Source organism: Lacihabitans sp. LS3-19, from assembly GCF_024343575.1.
GTDB lineage: Bacteria > Bacteroidota > Bacteroidia > Cytophagales > Spirosomataceae > Leadbetterella.
In genome coordinates, this window is sequence record NZ_RJUA01000007.1 from 47,460 (window position 1) to 65,824 (window position 18,365).

Consider the following 18,365-nt stretch of genomic DNA (forward strand, 5'->3'; position numbering starts at 1 on the left):
TGGCTCCTGACAATGGCTTTAAGAAAATTTAGATTGTTTTCTTGGAATATTTATATGTTTTAGAAGGTTGTTTTAGTGTTTATTACCGAAGCTTAAAAATAGTTTTAATATAAATAAATATAAGAACACACATTGATAATGGAAAAACATTCCGAAACAATTAATTCAAATTAACCCAAATTAATCATCGTAAACCTTGGTTATTTTGAGTTATCCAAATCTTTTTTCTACTATTTAATTTAAACCTAAAGAAAAGAGTAAATTATATTAGCAGAAATTAAGAAAAATAAACATTAGTTATCAGGGCAAACTCTTACCTCAATCAATACATTAGATCCCAATGTCAAATTGGAGGTAGGTTCGAGAATTATTGCCTTTTCCGAATTTAATATAAGTCTGTTTGGGGCTAAAATCGAATTCTGTAAGTTGATAGTACCCTTTGTTTGAAACGTTTGGTTACTATACTGCAATGGAGCATTTAAGTTTAAATCATTGCTAACACAGCCGTATTCAAACGCACCAGCATCTATCTTTTGATTTACTAATCTATCTCGATTGTTAAAGTCTTTGGCTCCCGCTAATTCTACAAAAGTTATGGAAGGATCACTTAAACCAATACCCACAGATTGTAAATTGTTCAACTGATAGTCATTATTTAATACATTTTTAAAATTTGGATTAGAATCAACAGAATTTGGGTCTTGATTAAAATCTTGTTTGAAAAGTCCAAGACCGTTTTTAAAATCATTATTTAACTGAAATACTGATAGTGGAGTAAATGAATTAAACCAGATGTTCCAGTCAGAACTCAGATTCGAAACAAATGGAATTTGTAATTGATAACTTCCAAGTAATTTATATCTTGAATCAATGCTAGAAAAAAATATATTATTTCGGATATTGGTATTTTCTGACTTATCCAATGTAAGCTCCCCAAAATCTTGGTGTACACTGGTTTCTCCTGGCTCAAAAACAATTGGATCCCAATTATTTACTGATGTATTATTTATCAAAGTTGTATTGATTACGTTGCCATTCGTACACCAAGCTTGACCTTTGCAAGCCCCAATACTAAAGCCCCCTCTGGAATTGCCATAGGCTTGATTATTTCTAATTATATTTCCAATAGCTGCTGCTCCATTAACAGATAAATGGTTTTCACAATTTACGGCAAACCCTCTTTGTCCATATCTGCAAGTATTTCCCTCAACTATTACATCTCGTGCACCATCTATGTAAATGCCTGCTGCAAGAGCCTTTTTACTTTTACAATATTCAACTAGGTTTCCTTTGATTAATCCATTACTAGTTTGAAAATTCTCTAAGTTAGGAATTCCCCAATTGTAATAGCCAACCGCAACTATTCCTATGTTTCCTGTATTATTTATGTGATTTCCAACAATGCTGTAATTTTGAACATTTCCAACCACAGATATAGCTTCACTTTGGCCAGTCCTGCAATTTTTGATTTCGCAATTGCTAATTTCTATACCAGTAATGGGAGAATTTAATGAATTACCAAAAACCACGAGAGGGTTAAAAGTATCACTAAAAACATTAGGAGTATCGTTTGCAATAGGACTGAAAAATAAGTTTTCTAAACTTAACTGGGATAACACAATATTTGTTGACTCCCCAGTGATTTTCAAGGCAAATCCTTTCTTATTAATCATATTCTCAAATCGTAAGCCCTCCAATCTAACATTTGAACTGCCATTAATCGACAAAAAGTAGCTACCTTCTGGGGTTACACCTCCCCCATTAAAAATTGGAATCTCATTATTGTAGGCTTTAAAAACTATAGGAGAGGTAGTAGAACCGTTGCATGAACAATTTATATTCTTCTCGGAATAAACTCCTGCATTCCCTCTAAAATATATCAAATCACCAGGTTGTGCATTATCACATGCTTTTTTAAAAGATTTCCAAGGAGTATTTATATTGTTTGGGAATAATGAATTATCATTACCAACGGGAGAAAGGTAATAAGTTGTTTGTCCAAAAACGAAACTTGCATTAAGAAATGAAAGAAAAATAAAGAATATCAATCTCATATCAACTGTATTTTTCTCTAAATTAAGTATTTCCAATCTCAGAAGGAAATGTCTGATCAAGATATATTCTAAATATTCTAGCCAAGCTTCTCCCAAACCCTACTAACCCTTTCCCTAAACTCCTTCACCATCCACTCAGGCTCCAGGATTCCGATATCCTCAACATGCTCCATAACTTTGGCCCAGAATTCACGATTTGGAATTACTCTCAGAGAAAAGGTCATGGAAGTGGAATCCTCTAATTCCAAGTGATTGGTTTGGGAATGATGCCATTTTTTTTTCCAAGTAATAGGCTCGTTTTTTCTTGACTTTAAACTTGATTTTTTCTTTAGAACCATCTTTTGTAACAGAATTGTATATTCTCAAAACATAAATATCTACCTATTCTTCTTAAAATTCTCTGCCTGCTCAAAAATCTCGACATATACTTCATCACGTTCTACAGGTGGATAACCAAACTCATCTAAAAGCAGGATAAGTTCCACTTTCAATGCGGATTTTATATCGTCACGTTTGTTCCAGTCAGGAAATTTGGCTTGGGTATCGACCACGTCCTTAACGGCTTTGGCAAGTTCTATTAGTTTTTCGTCAGGGTAGTTGAAGTCATATTTTGCACACAGCTCTTTCAGTATGTCATAAAAAGCCTTTTCCTCAAAGTCGATTCCTAAAATATCTCCTGCTCTAAATTCCTTATGAACTTCCCAAATTAAATTGGTTAGATGCTCAGCCATTTCTTCATATACTTCGCTCCTTAATACATCGTTTTCATCTCGCTGATTGTACTTTTCAACCAATGCCTGCATTTTTTTAGAGAAATCAATGCCTTTTACTTTGTTGACTTTCTTGATTTCTCCTATTACTTTGGCGAGCAGTAGTTGCAACAATTTTATCTTGGTGTTGGGCAGTTTTATCTTATCTATCTTGGCCAAATAATCTTCATCAAAAAGGTCATGCTCTGTTTCTTCTCCCATTTTAAAAATCTCCTGAACACCGTCACTTTCTAAAGCATTTTTTATCATTTCTTTTACTTTAGCATTCATTTGGGCAGTATCTGGGGCTTCTCCTTTGGTTAGCTTAAATACTATCGAACGCACTGCGAGATAAAAATGCGTGTAATCTCTTTCGCTTTGGCTCAATTTTTCGCTTCCTGCACAGATATCATAAGCAGCCTTTAAGCGTTTTACCATACCCATAAATCGGGTTTCGAATTCTTTAGTTTTTTGGACATATTCTGATGCCAGATTCAAAGTATTCAAAGCCTCTATGGTGGTTCCTTTAAAATATTTTGAACTATCAAAACCATGGAAAAGCTTAGCCAATAAATCCAGATGATTCCTAACAATAATCAAGGACTCGGCTATATCTTCAAAGTTGTTTTCATCACCTTTGTTATACTTGGCCAAGGCCAAGTTCATTTGCTTCTTAATGCCTATGTAATCGACCACCAAACCCTTGTTTTTGCCTTCAAACTTGCGGTTTACCCTAGAAATGGTCTGAATTAAATTATGTTGCTGGATAGGTTTATAAATATAGATACTATCTAAAAAAGGAACATCAAAACCCGTAAGCCACATGTCTACTACAATGGCAATCTTAAAGTTAGATTTCTCGTTCTTAAATTCAGTGTCAAGCATTTTTCTGTAATCGGAGGTTCCTAAAAGCTTATAAAGCATTTCGTCGTCATCCTTTCCTCTGGTCATAATCATCTTGATTCTTTCCATAGGTTTTATTTGCTTCTGCTCTTCTTCGCTTAGGATCTCATTGTCAGCCGCTACTTTTATTTCATTCCATTCAGGCCGTAGGTCGATAACATTTTTATAGAATTCATAAGCGATTCCTCTGGTACTGCATACAAACAAGGCTTTTCCTTTTACAGTTGCTCCTTCCGAAATTCTGTTTTCATAATGGTTTACAAAGTCTAAGGCTAAATCTTTTAATACCTGTGGATCTGCCAAAATAGTATTCATCTTGGCAGACTCTTCCTTGCTTTGTTCTACTTGATATTCGTTTGCTCCCTCTTCAGCTACTTTTTGATAGTATTTTTCTATTTTTTCTAATTCGCTATTGTTCAATACCACTTTGGCCGCTCTACCTTCATAAACAATCCTGACCGTGATTTCATCTTTTACGGATTCAGTCATGGTATAGGCATCTACAACTTTTCCAAAAACATCAAGCGTAGCATCTATGGGCGTACCAGTGAAACCAACAAAAGTGGCATTGGGCAAAGAATCGTGCAGATATTTGGCGAATCCAAAGGTTTTAGAAACCCCCTCTTCCGTAATTTTTATCTTTTGGTCTAAGTTTGTCTGGCTTCTATGTGCTTCATCTGAAATACAAATCACATTGGTTCTGTTGCTCAATAGTTGGGTATCCTCCGTAAACTTGTGAATGGTTGTCAAGAAAACACCCCCACTTTGCCTGCCTTGTATCAATGCTCGTAGATCTGCCCTGCTTTCTACACTTACTATGGTATCGTCACCAATAAACTTCTTTGCATTGGTAAACTGACCAGAAAGTTGGTCGTCCAAGTCGGTTCTATCTGTAATAAGGACAATGGTCGGGCTTTCAAAATATTCGCTTTTCATCAGTAACCTAGTGAGGTACAGCATCGTAAAGCTTTTACCACAGCCTGTGGCCCCAAAGTATGTGCCGCCTTTGCCATCACCATTAGGTTTTTGGGCTTTTTTTATGTTGTCAAACAATGCCCTTGCGGCATAGTATTGTGGATATCGGCACACTATTTTCTCGTTTTTCTTCGAGGAATCTGGTATGTATATGAAGTTGCGAATGATATCACGTAAACGGTTTTTATTGAACATGCCTTGAATAAGCGTGTACATGCTATCTATACCATCAACGTCTCTGGCCAAACCAGCTACTCTCCGCCATGCATAGAAAAAATCGTAGGGTGCAAAGAAAGACCCTGCCCTATTATTGACCCCATCGCTAATGACACAAAAAGCATTGTATTTAAAAAGCTCAGGAATATCCCTACGGTACCTAATGCTCAGTTGCTTAAATGCATCATGTATTGTGGCTTCTTCTCTTATGGCACTTTTAAATTCCAAAACCACCAAAGGCATGCCATTGATATAAACTATCCCATCAGGAATCCGTTTCTCGGTTCCCAATATTTCGAGCTGTGTTACAAATTTGTAAATATTGCTATCCTTACCATATTCTTGTTCTTCTTCAGCTACAATTGTCAGCAGGTGTTCTTCCTTGGGTTGCTTGTGTTTATTAAGGCCTTTGTAGTCTATCAGCTCTATATAAATGTCCTTTTTGCTACGGTCTTCTCGCTTTAGTATAAAACCATCCGAAAGCATTTTTAAGAAGGTTTTGTTGCTTTCATAAATGTCTGATGAAGGGAGTGACTTTAGTTGTAGAATGATGGACTTGACTTCTGAAGGAGTGATACCGTCGGAAGCATAGTGTGATAATAAAAATGAAGCCAAATCTTCCTCAATCAATACTTCCTCGGGTTTACGTATGAGCGTAATGCCCAATTGATGCGAAAACCCTTCACTGGCTAATAGTTCCTGAAATACTTGCTCAAGTTTTGCTTCTGTGAATTTCATGATTAAGAATCTAGTTTTATGGTCCAGGTTATGGTCTGTAACCTTTCCTTTATCTTGTTCAACGTTTCAAATATAGCTCCCTCCATCGGAAATTCACCATAAACCAGATTTTTAAATTGGCCTGAATAGATTGGAGACAACTCAAGCCAAACCTTATCTGCATTTCTAAATATCAATGCTTCCAATGGATGGTATTTGAGCCAAGCGTTATTATTTTTAAAACTCTCGATGTCATCGTTTGCTACTTTTAGGAGCATTTCATCGAACGCTTTCGAATTAAAAAATTGGGCATACTCTTCCTGAAGTAGTAACTGGTGCAAATCATACAGATGCCTAATCTTATTCTTTAGATCGCCAATAGGGTCATTGGTATAAGAAAAACGCACCAAGCTCATTATCTTTTCGCAAATGGTTCTAATGGGTTCTAATGCCAACAAGTCAAAAGGAAGTAGTCCGGTTTCTTTGGCTATATCAAACTGTTTATTATCCAGCATCATTTTACCAACAAAGGAAACTATACTTTTAGTAGTATATGGTTCGTAGTATCCCAACCAAGTTGATTCCAATATTATCACATCTCTTACTTGTCCAAAATCACCATTGAATTCTTTGTTGTAGGTGTGTGCCGTTTTTCGGTTCATACCCATCTTGTGAGAAATTCCTTCAATAGTTACTTCGGGCAATACGGTTTCTACGATTGTGCTTACTGCTTTTAATTTTGATTTTAACTTGCTGTCTGTTTCTCCTTTTCGCCTCAATACTACCAAATCAATATCTTCGGAAAAGCGTTCTATCATATTATAACACTTAGACAGGGCCGTTCCGCCTTTAAATATGGTGTCTTTGCCAATTTCATTATTAAAAATGGTAAACAAAGCATAGGTAAGCCAATAGTCTTTTTCTACGTAGATGGCAGGGATTGCCATTTGCTGTGCTGTAATCCTAATATAGTTTACAAAAAGCTCTTTATTTAGGTGCAATTTCATACGATAAACCAGTTTTTAATTGTTGGCAAATCGTTTTCTTTTAGGCCTAATTCAAATGTTGTTATTGGGTTTAGACTTTCTTTTAACTTTTCCGTATTAATACTTTTATCTATATTTTGCAACATAGCCCCCAATAATGCCCTGACTCTTGGTGGATACAAAAGAGCATATTTTATTAAGTCGCCTACTGATTTATCATCAAATGATGCTATTTTCTTGCTTAAAATTTTAACTGCGTTTGCCACAGTACAATCTGGTATTATTTTAATATCTTTTATGGCATCTAAAAATCCCAATAACTGATAATTGGCTTCCGTTACTTCGGCATAACTTTTTACAGATCTTGCTTTAATAGCTCCTTTGTCTATTTTTATTCTTTTGTTGCTGGCTATCTTTATTCTAAATGCCATTTGAGTTGTAAGATTCATTTGGTTGTAAAGCGATTCACCAGTTATATAGGCTACACGCTTACCATTTTTAAACAAATAGGGCTTAATCTGCTCGCTATCGTTAGGTAACAATTCACCAAATATTGTTTTTACAGGTTTATAAAAAATACCCTTCGACATTTTTTTTATAAGCCCCTTGACTTGCATTCGCTCCAAGGCTTTGGCAGCAGTTTGATAATCGCCTTTGGCTATAGGTAAATCAGCATACCCAAAGGTTTTGTCTTCGGGTAGCTCTACTATGGTTTTGCGTATTTGCTCTGCTACTTTCATATTACAAAGGTAGTTTTTTTTACACAAATGTCAAGTTTTTGGTGTAAAAAACTTGACATTTTAACCTGCTCCAACATATACTAAATAGCTGTCCTGATTGCTTTTAAGTGGAAGGTATTCAATAATCGCTAATATAAAACTTCATTTCATTCCTCTTCTTTATCATATTCATTCCAATAAAACTCAGCCTTTCGGCATCTATGGTTTTGTAATATTCAATAGTTTAACAAAGAGCTCTTCACCAATGGTTTATATTTAGAACAACAAAAGAAGGTAGATAAAACGATTTCTGTTTAAAAATTTAGCAGACTAGCTGCTAAAGATTCATTGAGTGTGTTATTTTACTTCTTTTGAATCGAATAATTTTATTTGAAAAGCCAAAGACCTAGAGGCTCGATTGATTTGGTATTATCATTATTGTATCTCTCAACATAATATCCTTCTGGAATATAATTGCCGTTAAAATATTTAGTTAATCCATTTTCATATTGAATGGAAGGGTATATCTGGAAATACTCTGAACCAGTGAATGTTTGGCCTTCTTTTCTAATAGGAAATATTGCTATGTTTTTATCAAATTTTGCTGCATCACCTAATCCTAACTCCCAATTACACCATTTTGAACTTATAGCTGCTTCTGTGGCCAAAAGAATGAACTTATCACATTCAACTATCTTCTTTTTAATCCTTTTAGCAGTTTCTCCACTAGTATTTTTTGGCATCCCTTCATCCAACCAATCAACGTAAATATTTGTATTCAGTGATTTCAATAATTCTACTGTATTAGCTAAAAATTCAAGCTCATTATGTTTATGAGACAAAAATATTGTTGTTTTAAGGTACTTTTCTTGGTTTCTATACTCAATTAAACTTTCCTGTAATCCTTTTTTAAATGGTCGTTGAAACTGCCTTAATTGTGCCTCGGTTATTATACTCATTTTTAATTTACGTTTTTCTTAATGTTGTAGTGTTCATGATATTTTCTGATTTCTATCGCAGCGTTTAAATAAAAACTTGGAGAATTTGAATAATTTTTAAAATCATCCCATTTTACTGTTTTTATATATGAAAATTCACCATTATGAATTTCCATTGTTCCACAATAAGTTTTCACTGGATTTTTCAAATTAAACATATTGCCTTTCAAAATTTCAAATAATTGACCTGTTTTATGGTTTGTACAATTACAAACCGAATCCAGTGTAAAATACCACTCATAAGAGTTATTCTCATCAGGTAATACAATACCCAAAATAGCATTCATTCTACTTGTTCGGTCTTCCCTTGTTACCTCTCTCAATGAGTAAGCAATTTCCCATGGAATCCATTGGTCTTTTTCTGGCAAATATGAAACTTTCATTCCTTTAGAAATCATAACAATTGTTATACTACTTCGAAATATTTTGTTCTTCAAACTGGATTCGATATAGCCATCAGAGAAGTCTTTCAAACTTTCACCGTCCTTTTCGCCCAAGTTAATGTGGTCTTCATTGTCTATGATTTTTTGGAGTTCATCTACATAGTCTCTCACTAATGTTTGCCTTGAAACCGTACGAAATTGACCACCTTCATAAACTATTTTTTTCTTATTCAAGTCATTTACTAAAGTGTCTTTATACTTGTAAGAGACAAAAATATTCTTCCCCATAATTATATTTTATCTAATAAATATTTCTGAAAAACTGACATATAAGCGTAGTCCGTTAAAAATGCTTCATTTTTTTCATCTAATCTATCATAGATTATCTTAGATGCTGCACCCGTGCTTGCCAATGGAATAATAACAGCATTTGGAAACTTTGCGTTAAAAATCTCGAACTCGTCTTCAACACCTTCCATTCCTCCAATAAATATTCCAGCACTAAAACTGCATGAACTAAGCATTTCGTTACGCATAACATTTAAGCTCATTTCTCTATCATTTGCAATATTTGGCGTGAGAATCACATTTTCAAACTTATTATTATCTTCAGGAAAATGCTTTTCAAAAAGCCTAGATTGATAAATTGTTACATGTTCTTGAATATTTAAACTAATCTTTTGCATCACATAATTAATCAATGGTGTAATAGATGGATGCCCACCCCACACAATTCGATGATACGGTAAAACGGCTGTTGTCAAAGCAATAACAGCATCTCTTATGGCGATTACATCGGCAGAGCCGTAGTATTTAGGATTTCTTTCTTGAAGTGGAATGCTTGCTGAAAGAAATATGTTTTTCAATTCATTTGTAGCCATTTGTCAAATTCTTGTTTTTTTATTGTTTTAACGACTAAATATTCATTCAACCAATCTAAATGTTTTACCCATTTTTCTCTTATTCTAACATCATCATAAATCAGGTAAACTTCTTCAACATTAAACTCCGTAATTTCATGTTTTAAATTTGCTGATTGATTACAATCTATTGACTGAGGAATACCAACTAAAGGGAAGAATATTCGTCGGGTATCATTATCTAAATCCTCCGTAATAAATCTTTCTGGTTGTAGATTAAGTGTTTTTTTGTGTTTTTGAGCAATGCTTATAAATTCTGTTATCAAATTATCTTGCCTTGCTGCTAAGTTTCTTGCTCTTACAGATTCAACTTCTTCAACTATTTGATTAACTATACCTGATACTAATTTGGATATATCTTTATTTATAAATGTATTTGGTTCAAAGTCTAATTCCTTCAATAGAATCGGAAAACAAACCTCAGAGGTATTTTCGAGTTTATGATTGGGCCATATAAGATGAATAACTCCAATTTGGGTGGCACTTGCTTCTGCAATCTCTTCTTTACACCATCTACTTGTTAAAAAGCCAGGGGTATTCAACAGTACAATTACATCACAATCTGCCATTCGATGCCACAGCTCTTGTTGAAATGGTTCCCCTTGTTTGATAGAATGGGTATCTAAGAAAACATCAAAATTATTTTTTTCTAATGCTTCAAATAATTGAATTGCCACCGATGAAGATTCATCTCTTTTGTAACTAATAAACACTTTTCGTGTATTTCTTAGTTTCCCAAAAGATTCCAAAGCTAAATTAACGATTTTAGCGTTCTTAGTTGAATCATACAGCAGCCCATTTTGGTTTTCTAAGGACTTGGGAATTTCTTTACTAAATGAATTATAAAATACTGGCAGAATTGATGTTCCATCTGTGATTAACCTATCAACTATGTCAAGATTAGTAAAACTTCCTTCTTTGTCTCCAAAGTAAATTGCAAATGCAGGTTGCTTCCCCGTATAATCTTTGCTAAAATTATGTTCTGTTATAGTGGTGAAAGCATCTTGAAGCATTTGCAAGTCTTTAACTGTATCAGAAAAAAGACTGATTATCTCATCTGATAATTGTCCAGTTGTTCCCAAAATTATTAATTGATACCTATATCTCATATTTTATAATTTTTTAAGTTGTTTTCTTTTCAAATCGGTCAAGCTCACCTACTCACCTCATCAAAACAGGGCATAAGGGTTTAAGTGTTTTTTTCATTTCCTCAGTTTTCTACAGTGGCAAGTTTAGAAAGCAACAACTCCTTCAATTCCGTTAGCTTTTGGTTTTCTATATAAATGATCTCTTTGTGACTTTCAATAGGCTTTACAAATTTTGAGAAAGATTTTTGAGTATTTAAATCAGGGATAATAATCTTTATTGTATTAAACGCAGTATGTGTTAGATCATACTGTGCAGAAGAACCTGAGGCTAATTCCACCATAGAATTGTATGTTTCCTTCCTTTTTAAAAATTGGAAAAGAAATTCTTTTTCAATTGTTTCTGATGAAGGTTCAATTTTAAAACAATTATTATATATTACTCCGACTTTATTACGAAATACCAATCCGACTTGACCAGTACGAGTTATTATTATGTCTTCTTTATTTGCAATATTCTTTTTATTTACTGACTCATCAATAAAAATTTCTTGTGTATCATTTATCAAGTCAGTAATTCGCAAAAGTGGAATGCCTGAATCCTTTATTAGGTGCCTTGTTGTTGCATTTACTACCAAACCTTGACTTAGTTTAACATAGCTCCCAATATAATCAACCTTCCACCCCTCTGGCAAATTCTCCAAATCAATTCCCTCCACAAACCACTCCCTATAAATCGCCTGTGCGGTTTCTTCGAGTTTTTGTATCAGTTGTTGATTAAGTGCTATGCGGTTTTGGATGACATTGTATTCAGCAACTATTTCCTTTTGTTTGTCTATGAGGGGGATGGGGAGCTTCGTATTGCACATTTCATCCCAATCAAATATCTCTCTGGCACTGCCGTGGCTTTTAAAACGTGCATAACGGTCAAATTCTGGTCTACGAAACCACATCATCAGGTATTCAGGATCTAACTCCTTGGTGTCTTTAACCTCAAATGGCGTGTATGCTTGCGAAATCAGTGCTTTTTCATAATCTGAAAACAAAGCAATGGTGATTTTGTCTCCGTTTCTTGAAGTTACGGGCCCATAAGCAAACTGGTTCTTTTCAATGATTCTGTAAGTTGACATATCTGTACCTATCGTATTGGCTATCGATGGTATAAACTTTTTCTGAATACTTAAACCAACCAAAGGCAAATCTCCCAGGTCATTATTTCGCCCTACAACAGGCTGAATGTATTGGCCAAGTGGTTTATAGTTTGATTTCATATCCCAGCTCTTTAAATACCTTCAATAAATCATTTTTGCTTTGGACCTCAGCGTTTAGAAGTTCTTTAAATTCTCCTTGCAACGCCTTCATTTTTTCTTCAAAGTCTATGTTTTCGTCTCGATTTACAAATTCTATGTATTTGCTTGGCACCAAAGAGAAATCTTTTTTAATAACTTCGTTTAATGTTACTGAATAACAGAACTCTGGTATATTTTCAATTTCTTTGGTTTGCCATTGGTGGTAAGTGCTTACTACTTTTTGAATATCTTCATCAGAAAACTGTGTAAATTTCTTTTCAAATGGTTCGCCCATTTGTCGCAAATCCATAAACAAGATTTCTTTCTCTCTGTCACGAAATTGGCGTTGCTCATCACCAATGGTTTTGATTTGGTCTTTTTTGTTTTTATTCAAAATCCATAGCGTAACACTTATATCTGTTGTATAAAACAAATTGCGAGGTAATACCAAAATAGCCTCAACTAAATTATTCTCAATTAAGCTTTTGCGTATTTTGTATTCTTCACCACCACCACTCAATGCACCATTTGCCAGAATAAAACCTGCAATGCCGTTTTCTGAAAGTTTGGATACCATGTTCAGAATCCAACCGTAATTGGCATTACTTTTTGGTGGTACGTCATAGCCTCGCCAACGTGGGTCGTCCTTTAGTTCGTTTTCTGCTCGCCAGTCTTTTTGGTTAAAAGGCGGGTTAGCCATTATGTAATCGGCTTTCAGGTCTTTGTGCTGGTCGTCAGCAAAGGTGTCGGCAGCTTTTTCGCCCAAATTACCCGTAATTCCCCTTATGGCTAGGTTCATTTTAGCAAGCTTATAGGTCGTATTGGTATATTCTTGGCCATAAATGCTTATCTCTTTTTTGTTGCCATGATGTGCCTCAATAAACTTGATACTCTGCACAAACATACCACCCGAACCACAGGCAGGGTCATAGATAATACCTTTGTAGGGCTCAATCATTTCGGCAATGAGGTTTACAATACTTTTGGGGGTGTAAAATTCTCCTTTGCCTTTACCTTCTGCCAAAGCAAACTTTGATAAGAAGTATTCATAAACTCGCCCTACTATATCATGTGATTTGTCTTTTAGAGTATCAATATCGTTTATGGTATCAAGCAATGAAGCAAGTTTAGTAACATCTAGACCCAATCGAGAAAAATAATTATCAGGCAAGGCACCTTTCAGGGCTTTGTTGTTTTTCTCGATATTGTGCAGGGCAGTATCTATCTTTAAGGCTATATCGTTTTGCTTCGAGTTTTTGATGATATAGCTCCAGCGAGATTCTTCATCCAGATAAAATACATTGGCCATACCATAGAAATCAGGCATTTCAATGTACTTTTCTTGGCCTTTAGCTATCATGGCCTTGCGATGTTCTTCAAACTTATCGCTCGCAAACTTCAAGAATATTAGCCCAAGCACTACATGTTTGTATTCGGCAGGCTCTACACTACCTCTAAGCTTATTGGCAGAGTCCCAAAGGGTTTCTTCTATGGATTTTTGTTTTTCTTGTTTGGCCATAATCACTTTATTATTTCAATTCTTTTTATTCTATTTTTTGATTCGTTGGTACGGTTGTCGGTATATTCTTCTACTTCCACTTGCACAGACATTCCCTCTATAAGCGAATGGTTCGTAACCAAATGCGGTGGGATGAAAACATTTTCACCAATAGCATCAGGCTTGAAAAATGCGAAACCCTTTTGTGAATTTATATTGATAACTTTACCGGGAATTAGTTCAGTCGCTGGTTCCGTTACTTCGTTTGCTGTTTCGATCTTTATCCAATTTCCGGTTTTAGGACTGGAATCCACATAAATTTTAAACCAAATCATGACATCTAAAAGTTGATACAAAGTGCTTTTCATTAAATAATGTGTTCGCACATTTCGGATATGATCATCAATTTCTGATCTGTGTGAACCAGGCTGGGTAATATCTAAAATACTTCGTAAGTTGAATGCAACTTGTTTTGGCAAATGTGTCTCATCTAAATGCTGATAACCTTTCTCATTTTTACCCGCTAAAAACTTACTGCTCTCATTTAAAGCCACAGAAGGTTTGATAAATTCTAACGGCAATAAATTAAACTTATAAAAAGATGAAAATAAATCCTGTACGATATCTCTAATCGTACTCAAATTTTTATGTATTTCAGACTCATGATTTATTTTAAGTAAATTTAAAAGGTCTTGTCCAGCATATTCGCCAAGATATCGTTCTGTACAAACATCAAATACCCGCTTGTACGAATGGCGTATTTGAGTGTCCTCCTGCATTGCTGCGGATAGTTTAATATCGGAAAATAGGCGGCCAATTTCCTCATCACTTCCTTTTTTGTAAACGTTAGTAAAAGCCTTTTGGAAGGTTTTATCTTCATAAGCTTCGGCTTGACCTGTAAGGACAAATACCTCAAATTTCTTCTTAAGTTGGAGCAATCTCTCCTTGGCTCTATGTACATTGTATGTGTCTTCCGTTCCTTTTACATCATCTTCATTTTCAAAAAATTTAGCGTCGAGTAATACACCATCATAAAAAGGAAAATTCCTTTCCAATTCATACATACCACTATTCAATGATTTGAATGGGATCAGATTAATGCCGTTTCGCTTTGCACGGCCTTTAGTGCCTGTAAGCGTTTCGTGCTCATCGTCTATCCACAAAATATTATAAAATATATCTTCCATAATCAGTTAATCAGTTTAATTGGGAATTGGAATTTGAACTTCACTAAAAAGAAAGGGTCTTCGTTTAGTGATAGAATCCAATCAGGGTTATTAAAATCGCTTGCAATTCTGTGTATATCATAACCGCCTAACCCACTGCCATTGCTTGAATCGGCTGTGGAGTATTTGGTAATAAACTTCTCTCTGTCGAAGTTCTTCGGAAATGGTTTACCGTTATTTCTGATTTCCATCGAAAGGGAATCATCTACTTCGGTCAATTCAATAATCACTTCGTTACCCGTTGCTTTTTTATCAAATGCATACTTGTTTGCATTTGTCAGAATGTTGTCCAGCAATGTTTTGAAAAGCGTTTTGTTGGCATTGATGCCTCTTTCTTTCAACTTTTCACTTTTCAGAAGCAACTTCTTTATTTTGAAGTTAAATCCGTTATTAGACAGTTCGTTGATGATACTATTAATGTCGGATAAAGCAATTATTTGTTTTTGGTACTCGGATAAAACAAATCCGTTTTCACCCTTTTCAAGTACATCTGTAATGAAGTTTACATCACGCTTGATTTCTCTTAAAGCCGAAATAATATCAATATCATAGAATTCGGAAAAGGCTTTATTTAATGCTTCAAAACCTTCCTTTTTCTTGTTTAAAAAATCTAGCAAGTTGTCAGACCAATCAAGAATGTTTTGCCTAGGTCTTCCCAAAGTATGCTTCAATGAAGCAAATTCATTGAATTGCTTTATAGACTTCCCATGAGCCAAAGCATTACGTTCTTCCTGTAAACTTTTAATCTTATCAGACAATTCGTAAATTCCTTGCACTTTTGCTCGTTGCTCTTCTATTGAAGGAAGTTTGATAACGACCTCCATCAAATCGTCTCTACGAATAAATGGCATAACAGAAGCACCCAAACGGTATGATTCAAGTTGCTCCTGCACATAATCGGCATGAAGTTCGTTGATTAAGTATGCTTTGTCGGCACGAGATTCATTTACCTTGAATGACAAAATATCCTGACCTCTGAAAATAGGCTCACCTTTGAATTCAAAAAGTGTTGGCTTCAATGTACGCCACCGTATAGCAAGAAGTAGGCAAGATTCATCCAAAAGATGAATGTCGGGTCGTCTCAGTTCAGTTTCTTCCATTCTGGGAACATCAAGCGTAAAATCAACTTTGTCGTCTTTTAAATCACGAATGCGAGTTAACTTACCCGTTTTAGGAAGGTTTCCTCTTTGACCTCTTATATATTCTAGAATTTCGCCAAGTTTTATCCCATCTATTTTCTTTTGAAAATAACGAGGCACATTCAAGTTGTAATCATTGGCTTTGATTTGCCAATTGTCAACAATTTGAATTACATCTTCATTTGTTTTGTCATTCTGAAGAAAACTATTTAAGGCAAAATCATCAAGTACTTTCTCTCTAGTGCTTTTGGCAATTATAAAATTTTTTGCATCAACAAATTTGACTTTGCCTGGTAATTGTTTCTTTTTACTTATAACCAATAATGTTAAAGGAATACCAGAGTTTAACAAAAGTCCAGAAGGCATTGAAACAATAGTATCAATTAAATCTTCTTCAATTAAGAACTCTCGTAAACGCTGCTCATACATACCCCTAAATAGGAAACCTTGTGGTATCAGAGCTATCAACTTGCCGTCTTTCTTTAATGAATGAACCCCTTTTTCAAATAAGAATTGTTCGATAGATCTGAAGTCAGAGTCAATACTTCGGTATTGATTTCCAAAATTACTCCCGAAAGGTGGATGGGAAATAATTAAATCGAACCCATCTGCTGTTTCTGGCCAATGTAAAATGGAATCATCACATACATATTTTGAACTACCTGGCCTATCGTATGCCATAAGTCTCAAAGCACCCAAAGCCCATGTTTTTTGATTTAGCTCTTGTCCAAAATAATCCTGACCTTGGTCGAGATAAACGCCAAAGGAAGCTAAGCCTGCAAAAGGATTAAAAACTTTAGCATTTTTTTTCAAATCAGCCAAGTCACACATAAAACGGGATAATTCAACAGGCTGAATAAATTCACCAGCATATCTTCCTTGAGATTGGGTAATGCGGTATAAAACACTATCAAAAACATCCGGGAAGTTAACCAACAAAGCCTGCTTATTTAGGCTGAAAATAGCTTCAAGCAAATTATGTAAACCTATTTCGCTTAAGTTGTATAAAGCAGGATCAAAATTGTGGATAATCGGGGCATACTGACTGAAGATTTCGCTTAAAGGTTTATGAAGATTTTCAATCAACCTATCTTTAATTCCTATTTTGTCGCCAATTAAATCTGAAGAGATTAGACCGTCTTTAAATGCAGAAAGTAAAAACAAAACAATATGTGAATCCTCTAATGAAATGTTTTCATTTCTTAAAAGATCAAATATCTTCCATATTTTGGACTTCACTACTTCTAGCGGCGTTATCTCTTCTACCTTAAATTCCTTCATTAAATTCCTTCATTAAATTCGATTAACATATTGATTAGACAAAGTTCCGAATTATCTATGCAGTATAAGTGCATCGCTGTTAATATTTTAATATTAAATTATTTGCTTTTGCTAAAATTTCGTTAGCTAAATGTTCAGGTTCAACTACTTTTACCTTTTCCCCTAGCCCAAAAATTAATGCCACTAGTTCATAATTAATTTGAAGATTCAATTCAATTTGTACTCCTTTTTCTGTTTTGCCCTTGTATTTTTGAGAACCATGAATAGGTTTACTTTCAATGTATGGCCATAGAGAATCTTCTATTTCTAACAATACTTTTTGTGGTTCTTCGTCTGTTACCGTTACACCGACTACATCATCGAAGTGCTCTTCGAAATTGAAAGTTTTGTTAGGCAAATACTTGGAATTACTTTCTTCCACTTCTTGTATCCTATCTAAAGCAAGGTTTGAAACTGATTCATATTTCTCTGATAAACCAAATAAAAACCAACGATTATTGTATTGCTTCAGAAAATATGGATGTATTTCTTGTTTATGAGCTTCCGGGTTTTTAAAACTTTTGTAAACAATGCTCAGTACTTTTTGATTTTGAATCGCCTCGAAAATCCTAGAGAAATGTTCAAGTCCCTTTAGGTATAGGTTTTGCTCAAAACCAACAATTGCAGATTTGGTATTTTTAATATTAAAAGAGCTTTCCAGTCTTATTAGAAGTTCCTCCATCCACTCAAATTGTGGCATACCTTTGAATCGAGACAAAGTCATAATTGTTTCTTGTAGTTGTCGAGCTTCTGTTTCATTAATTGCTTGGCTTTTTATAGAATACTCCTTGCTCTCATATCGGTAATATACCTTTTTACCATCTTTATGCCTTTGTAAAGGAATAGCCCAACCTGCTTCACTTTCCATGAATGTGATATCGTCAAAAATCTGGCGACGTTTTACACCATCTTCAATACCTGCATGGTCATAAATAGCTCGGTTACATGCTGATATTAAATCATCCATGAAGTATTTTCGGCCAAAATTGCTGAAACATTGGTCAAGAGCATGGTAGCGAATGGTAGCGTGTTTGTTAGTAGCCATAAATTAAATGCTGTCCAAAAGCTTTTTAAGGTACTTTAAAACTTTAAGTTTAAAGATACATAATTTGCATGGTAAAAAAGCTATCTTAAGGTATTTGGTAAAACAAAATCTTGATTTACATTCTATTTAAACAAAATTAATAT

The 18,365-nt window shown here is 34.6% G+C and carries 14 protein-coding genes; all 14 read right to left on the reverse strand.

The window, feature by feature from the left end:
- Positions 1-293: 293 nt before the first annotated feature.
- The 14 genes from EGI22_RS08235 to EGI22_RS08300 all read right to left on the reverse strand — a co-directional run bounded on the left by EGI22_RS08235 (position 294) and on the right by EGI22_RS08300 (position 18,222).
- Positions 294-2,054 carry a hypothetical protein gene (locus tag EGI22_RS08235; protein ID WP_255067685.1) on the reverse strand — a complete coding sequence of 587 codons (1,761 nt, stop codon included), beginning with the start codon at positions 2,052-2,054 and terminating at the stop codon, positions 294-296.
- 77 nt (positions 2,055-2,131) lie between these two features.
- Positions 2,132-2,392 (reverse strand): hypothetical protein, encoded by a 261-nt coding sequence (locus EGI22_RS08240; RefSeq protein ID WP_255067687.1) that lies wholly within the window; start codon positions 2,390-2,392, stop codon positions 2,132-2,134.
- Positions 2,393-2,431: 39 nt separating this feature from the next.
- Positions 2,432-5,635 (reverse strand): type I restriction endonuclease subunit R, encoded by a 3,204-nt coding sequence (locus tag EGI22_RS08245; RefSeq protein ID WP_255067688.1) that lies wholly within the window; start codon positions 5,633-5,635, stop codon positions 2,432-2,434.
- Between the two features lie 2 nt (positions 5,636-5,637).
- The gene (locus EGI22_RS08250; RefSeq protein WP_255067689.1) at positions 5,638-6,621 is read right to left on the reverse strand and encodes a nucleotidyl transferase AbiEii/AbiGii toxin family protein; all 984 of its coding nucleotides are present in this window, start codon (positions 6,619-6,621) and stop codon (positions 5,638-5,640) included.
- Positions 6,618-7,340: a DUF6088 family protein gene (locus EGI22_RS08255; protein ID WP_255067690.1), complete on the reverse strand. Its 723-nt coding sequence runs from the start codon at positions 7,338-7,340 to the stop codon at positions 6,618-6,620. The genes EGI22_RS08250 and EGI22_RS08255 overlap by 4 nt, the downstream gene beginning before the upstream one ends.
- Positions 7,341-7,705: 365 nt before the next feature.
- Positions 7,706-8,278, reverse strand: a complete 573-nt coding sequence (locus EGI22_RS08260) for a toll/interleukin-1 receptor domain-containing protein (RefSeq protein WP_255067691.1) — start codon at positions 8,276-8,278, stop codon at positions 7,706-7,708.
- A gap of 2 nt (positions 8,279-8,280) precedes the next feature.
- Positions 8,281-8,988, reverse strand: coding sequence for a TIR domain-containing protein (locus EGI22_RS08265; RefSeq protein ID WP_255067693.1), 708 nt, complete (start codon positions 8,986-8,988; stop codon positions 8,281-8,283).
- Between the two features lie 2 nt (positions 8,989-8,990).
- Positions 8,991-9,581: a hypothetical protein gene (locus tag EGI22_RS08270; RefSeq protein ID WP_255067694.1), complete on the reverse strand. Its 591-nt coding sequence runs from the start codon at positions 9,579-9,581 to the stop codon at positions 8,991-8,993.
- The gene (locus EGI22_RS08275; protein WP_255067695.1) at positions 9,563-10,729 is read right to left on the reverse strand and encodes a toll/interleukin-1 receptor domain-containing protein; all 1,167 of its coding nucleotides are present in this window, start codon (positions 10,727-10,729) and stop codon (positions 9,563-9,565) included. The genes EGI22_RS08270 and EGI22_RS08275 overlap by 19 nt, the downstream gene beginning before the upstream one ends.
- Before the next feature lie 101 nt (positions 10,730-10,830).
- A complete protein-coding gene (locus tag EGI22_RS08280; RefSeq protein ID WP_255067696.1) occupies positions 10,831-11,976 on the reverse strand; it encodes a restriction endonuclease subunit S in 1,146 nt (381 codons plus the stop codon).
- On the reverse strand, positions 11,960-13,513 hold the full coding sequence (locus EGI22_RS08285) for a class I SAM-dependent DNA methyltransferase (RefSeq protein WP_255067697.1): 1,554 nt from the start codon (positions 13,511-13,513) through the stop codon (positions 11,960-11,962). Before EGI22_RS08285 ends, EGI22_RS08280 begins: the two co-directional genes overlap by 17 nt.
- A 2-nt stretch (positions 13,514-13,515) precedes the next feature.
- Positions 13,516-14,679, reverse strand: coding sequence for a hypothetical protein (locus EGI22_RS08290; protein WP_255067698.1), 1,164 nt, complete (start codon positions 14,677-14,679; stop codon positions 13,516-13,518).
- 2 nt (positions 14,680-14,681) lie between these two features.
- Positions 14,682-17,138 (reverse strand): N-6 DNA methylase, encoded by a 2,457-nt coding sequence (locus tag EGI22_RS08295; RefSeq protein WP_255067699.1) that lies wholly within the window; start codon positions 17,136-17,138, stop codon positions 14,682-14,684.
- Between the two features lie 79 nt (positions 17,139-17,217).
- Positions 17,218-18,222 (reverse strand): YafY family protein, encoded by a 1,005-nt coding sequence (locus EGI22_RS08300; RefSeq protein WP_255067701.1) that lies wholly within the window; start codon positions 18,220-18,222, stop codon positions 17,218-17,220.
- Positions 18,223-18,365 lie beyond the last annotated feature (143 nt).

Bases quoted from the DNA above. Each gene is read 5' to 3' on its own strand.
- EGI22_RS08235 (WP_255067685.1), bottom strand. From the start codon at position 2,054: ATGAGATTGATATTCTTTATTTTTCTTTCATTTCTTAATGCAAGTTTC.
- EGI22_RS08240 (WP_255067687.1), bottom strand. From the start codon at position 2,392: ATGGTTCTAAAGAAAAAATCAAGTTTAAAGTCAAGAAAAAACGAGCCT.
- EGI22_RS08245 (WP_255067688.1), bottom strand. From the start codon at position 5,635: ATGAAATTCACAGAAGCAAAACTTGAGCAAGTATTTCAGGAACTATTA.
- EGI22_RS08250 (WP_255067689.1), bottom strand. From the start codon at position 6,621: ATGAAATTGCACCTAAATAAAGAGCTTTTTGTAAACTATATTAGGATT.
- EGI22_RS08255 (WP_255067690.1), bottom strand. From the start codon at position 7,340: ATGAAAGTAGCAGAGCAAATACGCAAAACCATAGTAGAGCTACCCGAA.
- EGI22_RS08260 (WP_255067691.1), bottom strand. From the start codon at position 8,278: ATGAGTATAATAACCGAGGCACAATTAAGGCAGTTTCAACGACCATTT.
- EGI22_RS08265 (WP_255067693.1), bottom strand. From the start codon at position 8,988: ATGGGGAAGAATATTTTTGTCTCTTACAAGTATAAAGACACTTTAGTA.
- EGI22_RS08270 (WP_255067694.1), bottom strand. From the start codon at position 9,581: ATGGCTACAAATGAATTGAAAAACATATTTCTTTCAGCAAGCATTCCA.
- EGI22_RS08275 (WP_255067695.1), bottom strand. From the start codon at position 10,729: ATGAGATATAGGTATCAATTAATAATTTTGGGAACAACTGGACAATTA.
- EGI22_RS08280 (WP_255067696.1), bottom strand. From the start codon at position 11,976: ATGAAATCAAACTATAAACCACTTGGCCAATACATTCAGCCTGTTGTA.
- EGI22_RS08285 (WP_255067697.1), bottom strand. From the start codon at position 13,513: ATGGCCAAACAAGAAAAACAAAAATCCATAGAAGAAACCCTTTGGGAC.
- EGI22_RS08290 (WP_255067698.1), bottom strand. From the start codon at position 14,679: ATGGAAGATATATTTTATAATATTTTGTGGATAGACGATGAGCACGAA.
- EGI22_RS08295 (WP_255067699.1), bottom strand. From the start codon at position 17,138: ATGAAGGAATTTAAGGTAGAAGAGATAACGCCGCTAGAAGTAGTGAAG.
- EGI22_RS08300 (WP_255067701.1), bottom strand. From the start codon at position 18,222: ATGGCTACTAACAAACACGCTACCATTCGCTACCATGCTCTTGACCAA.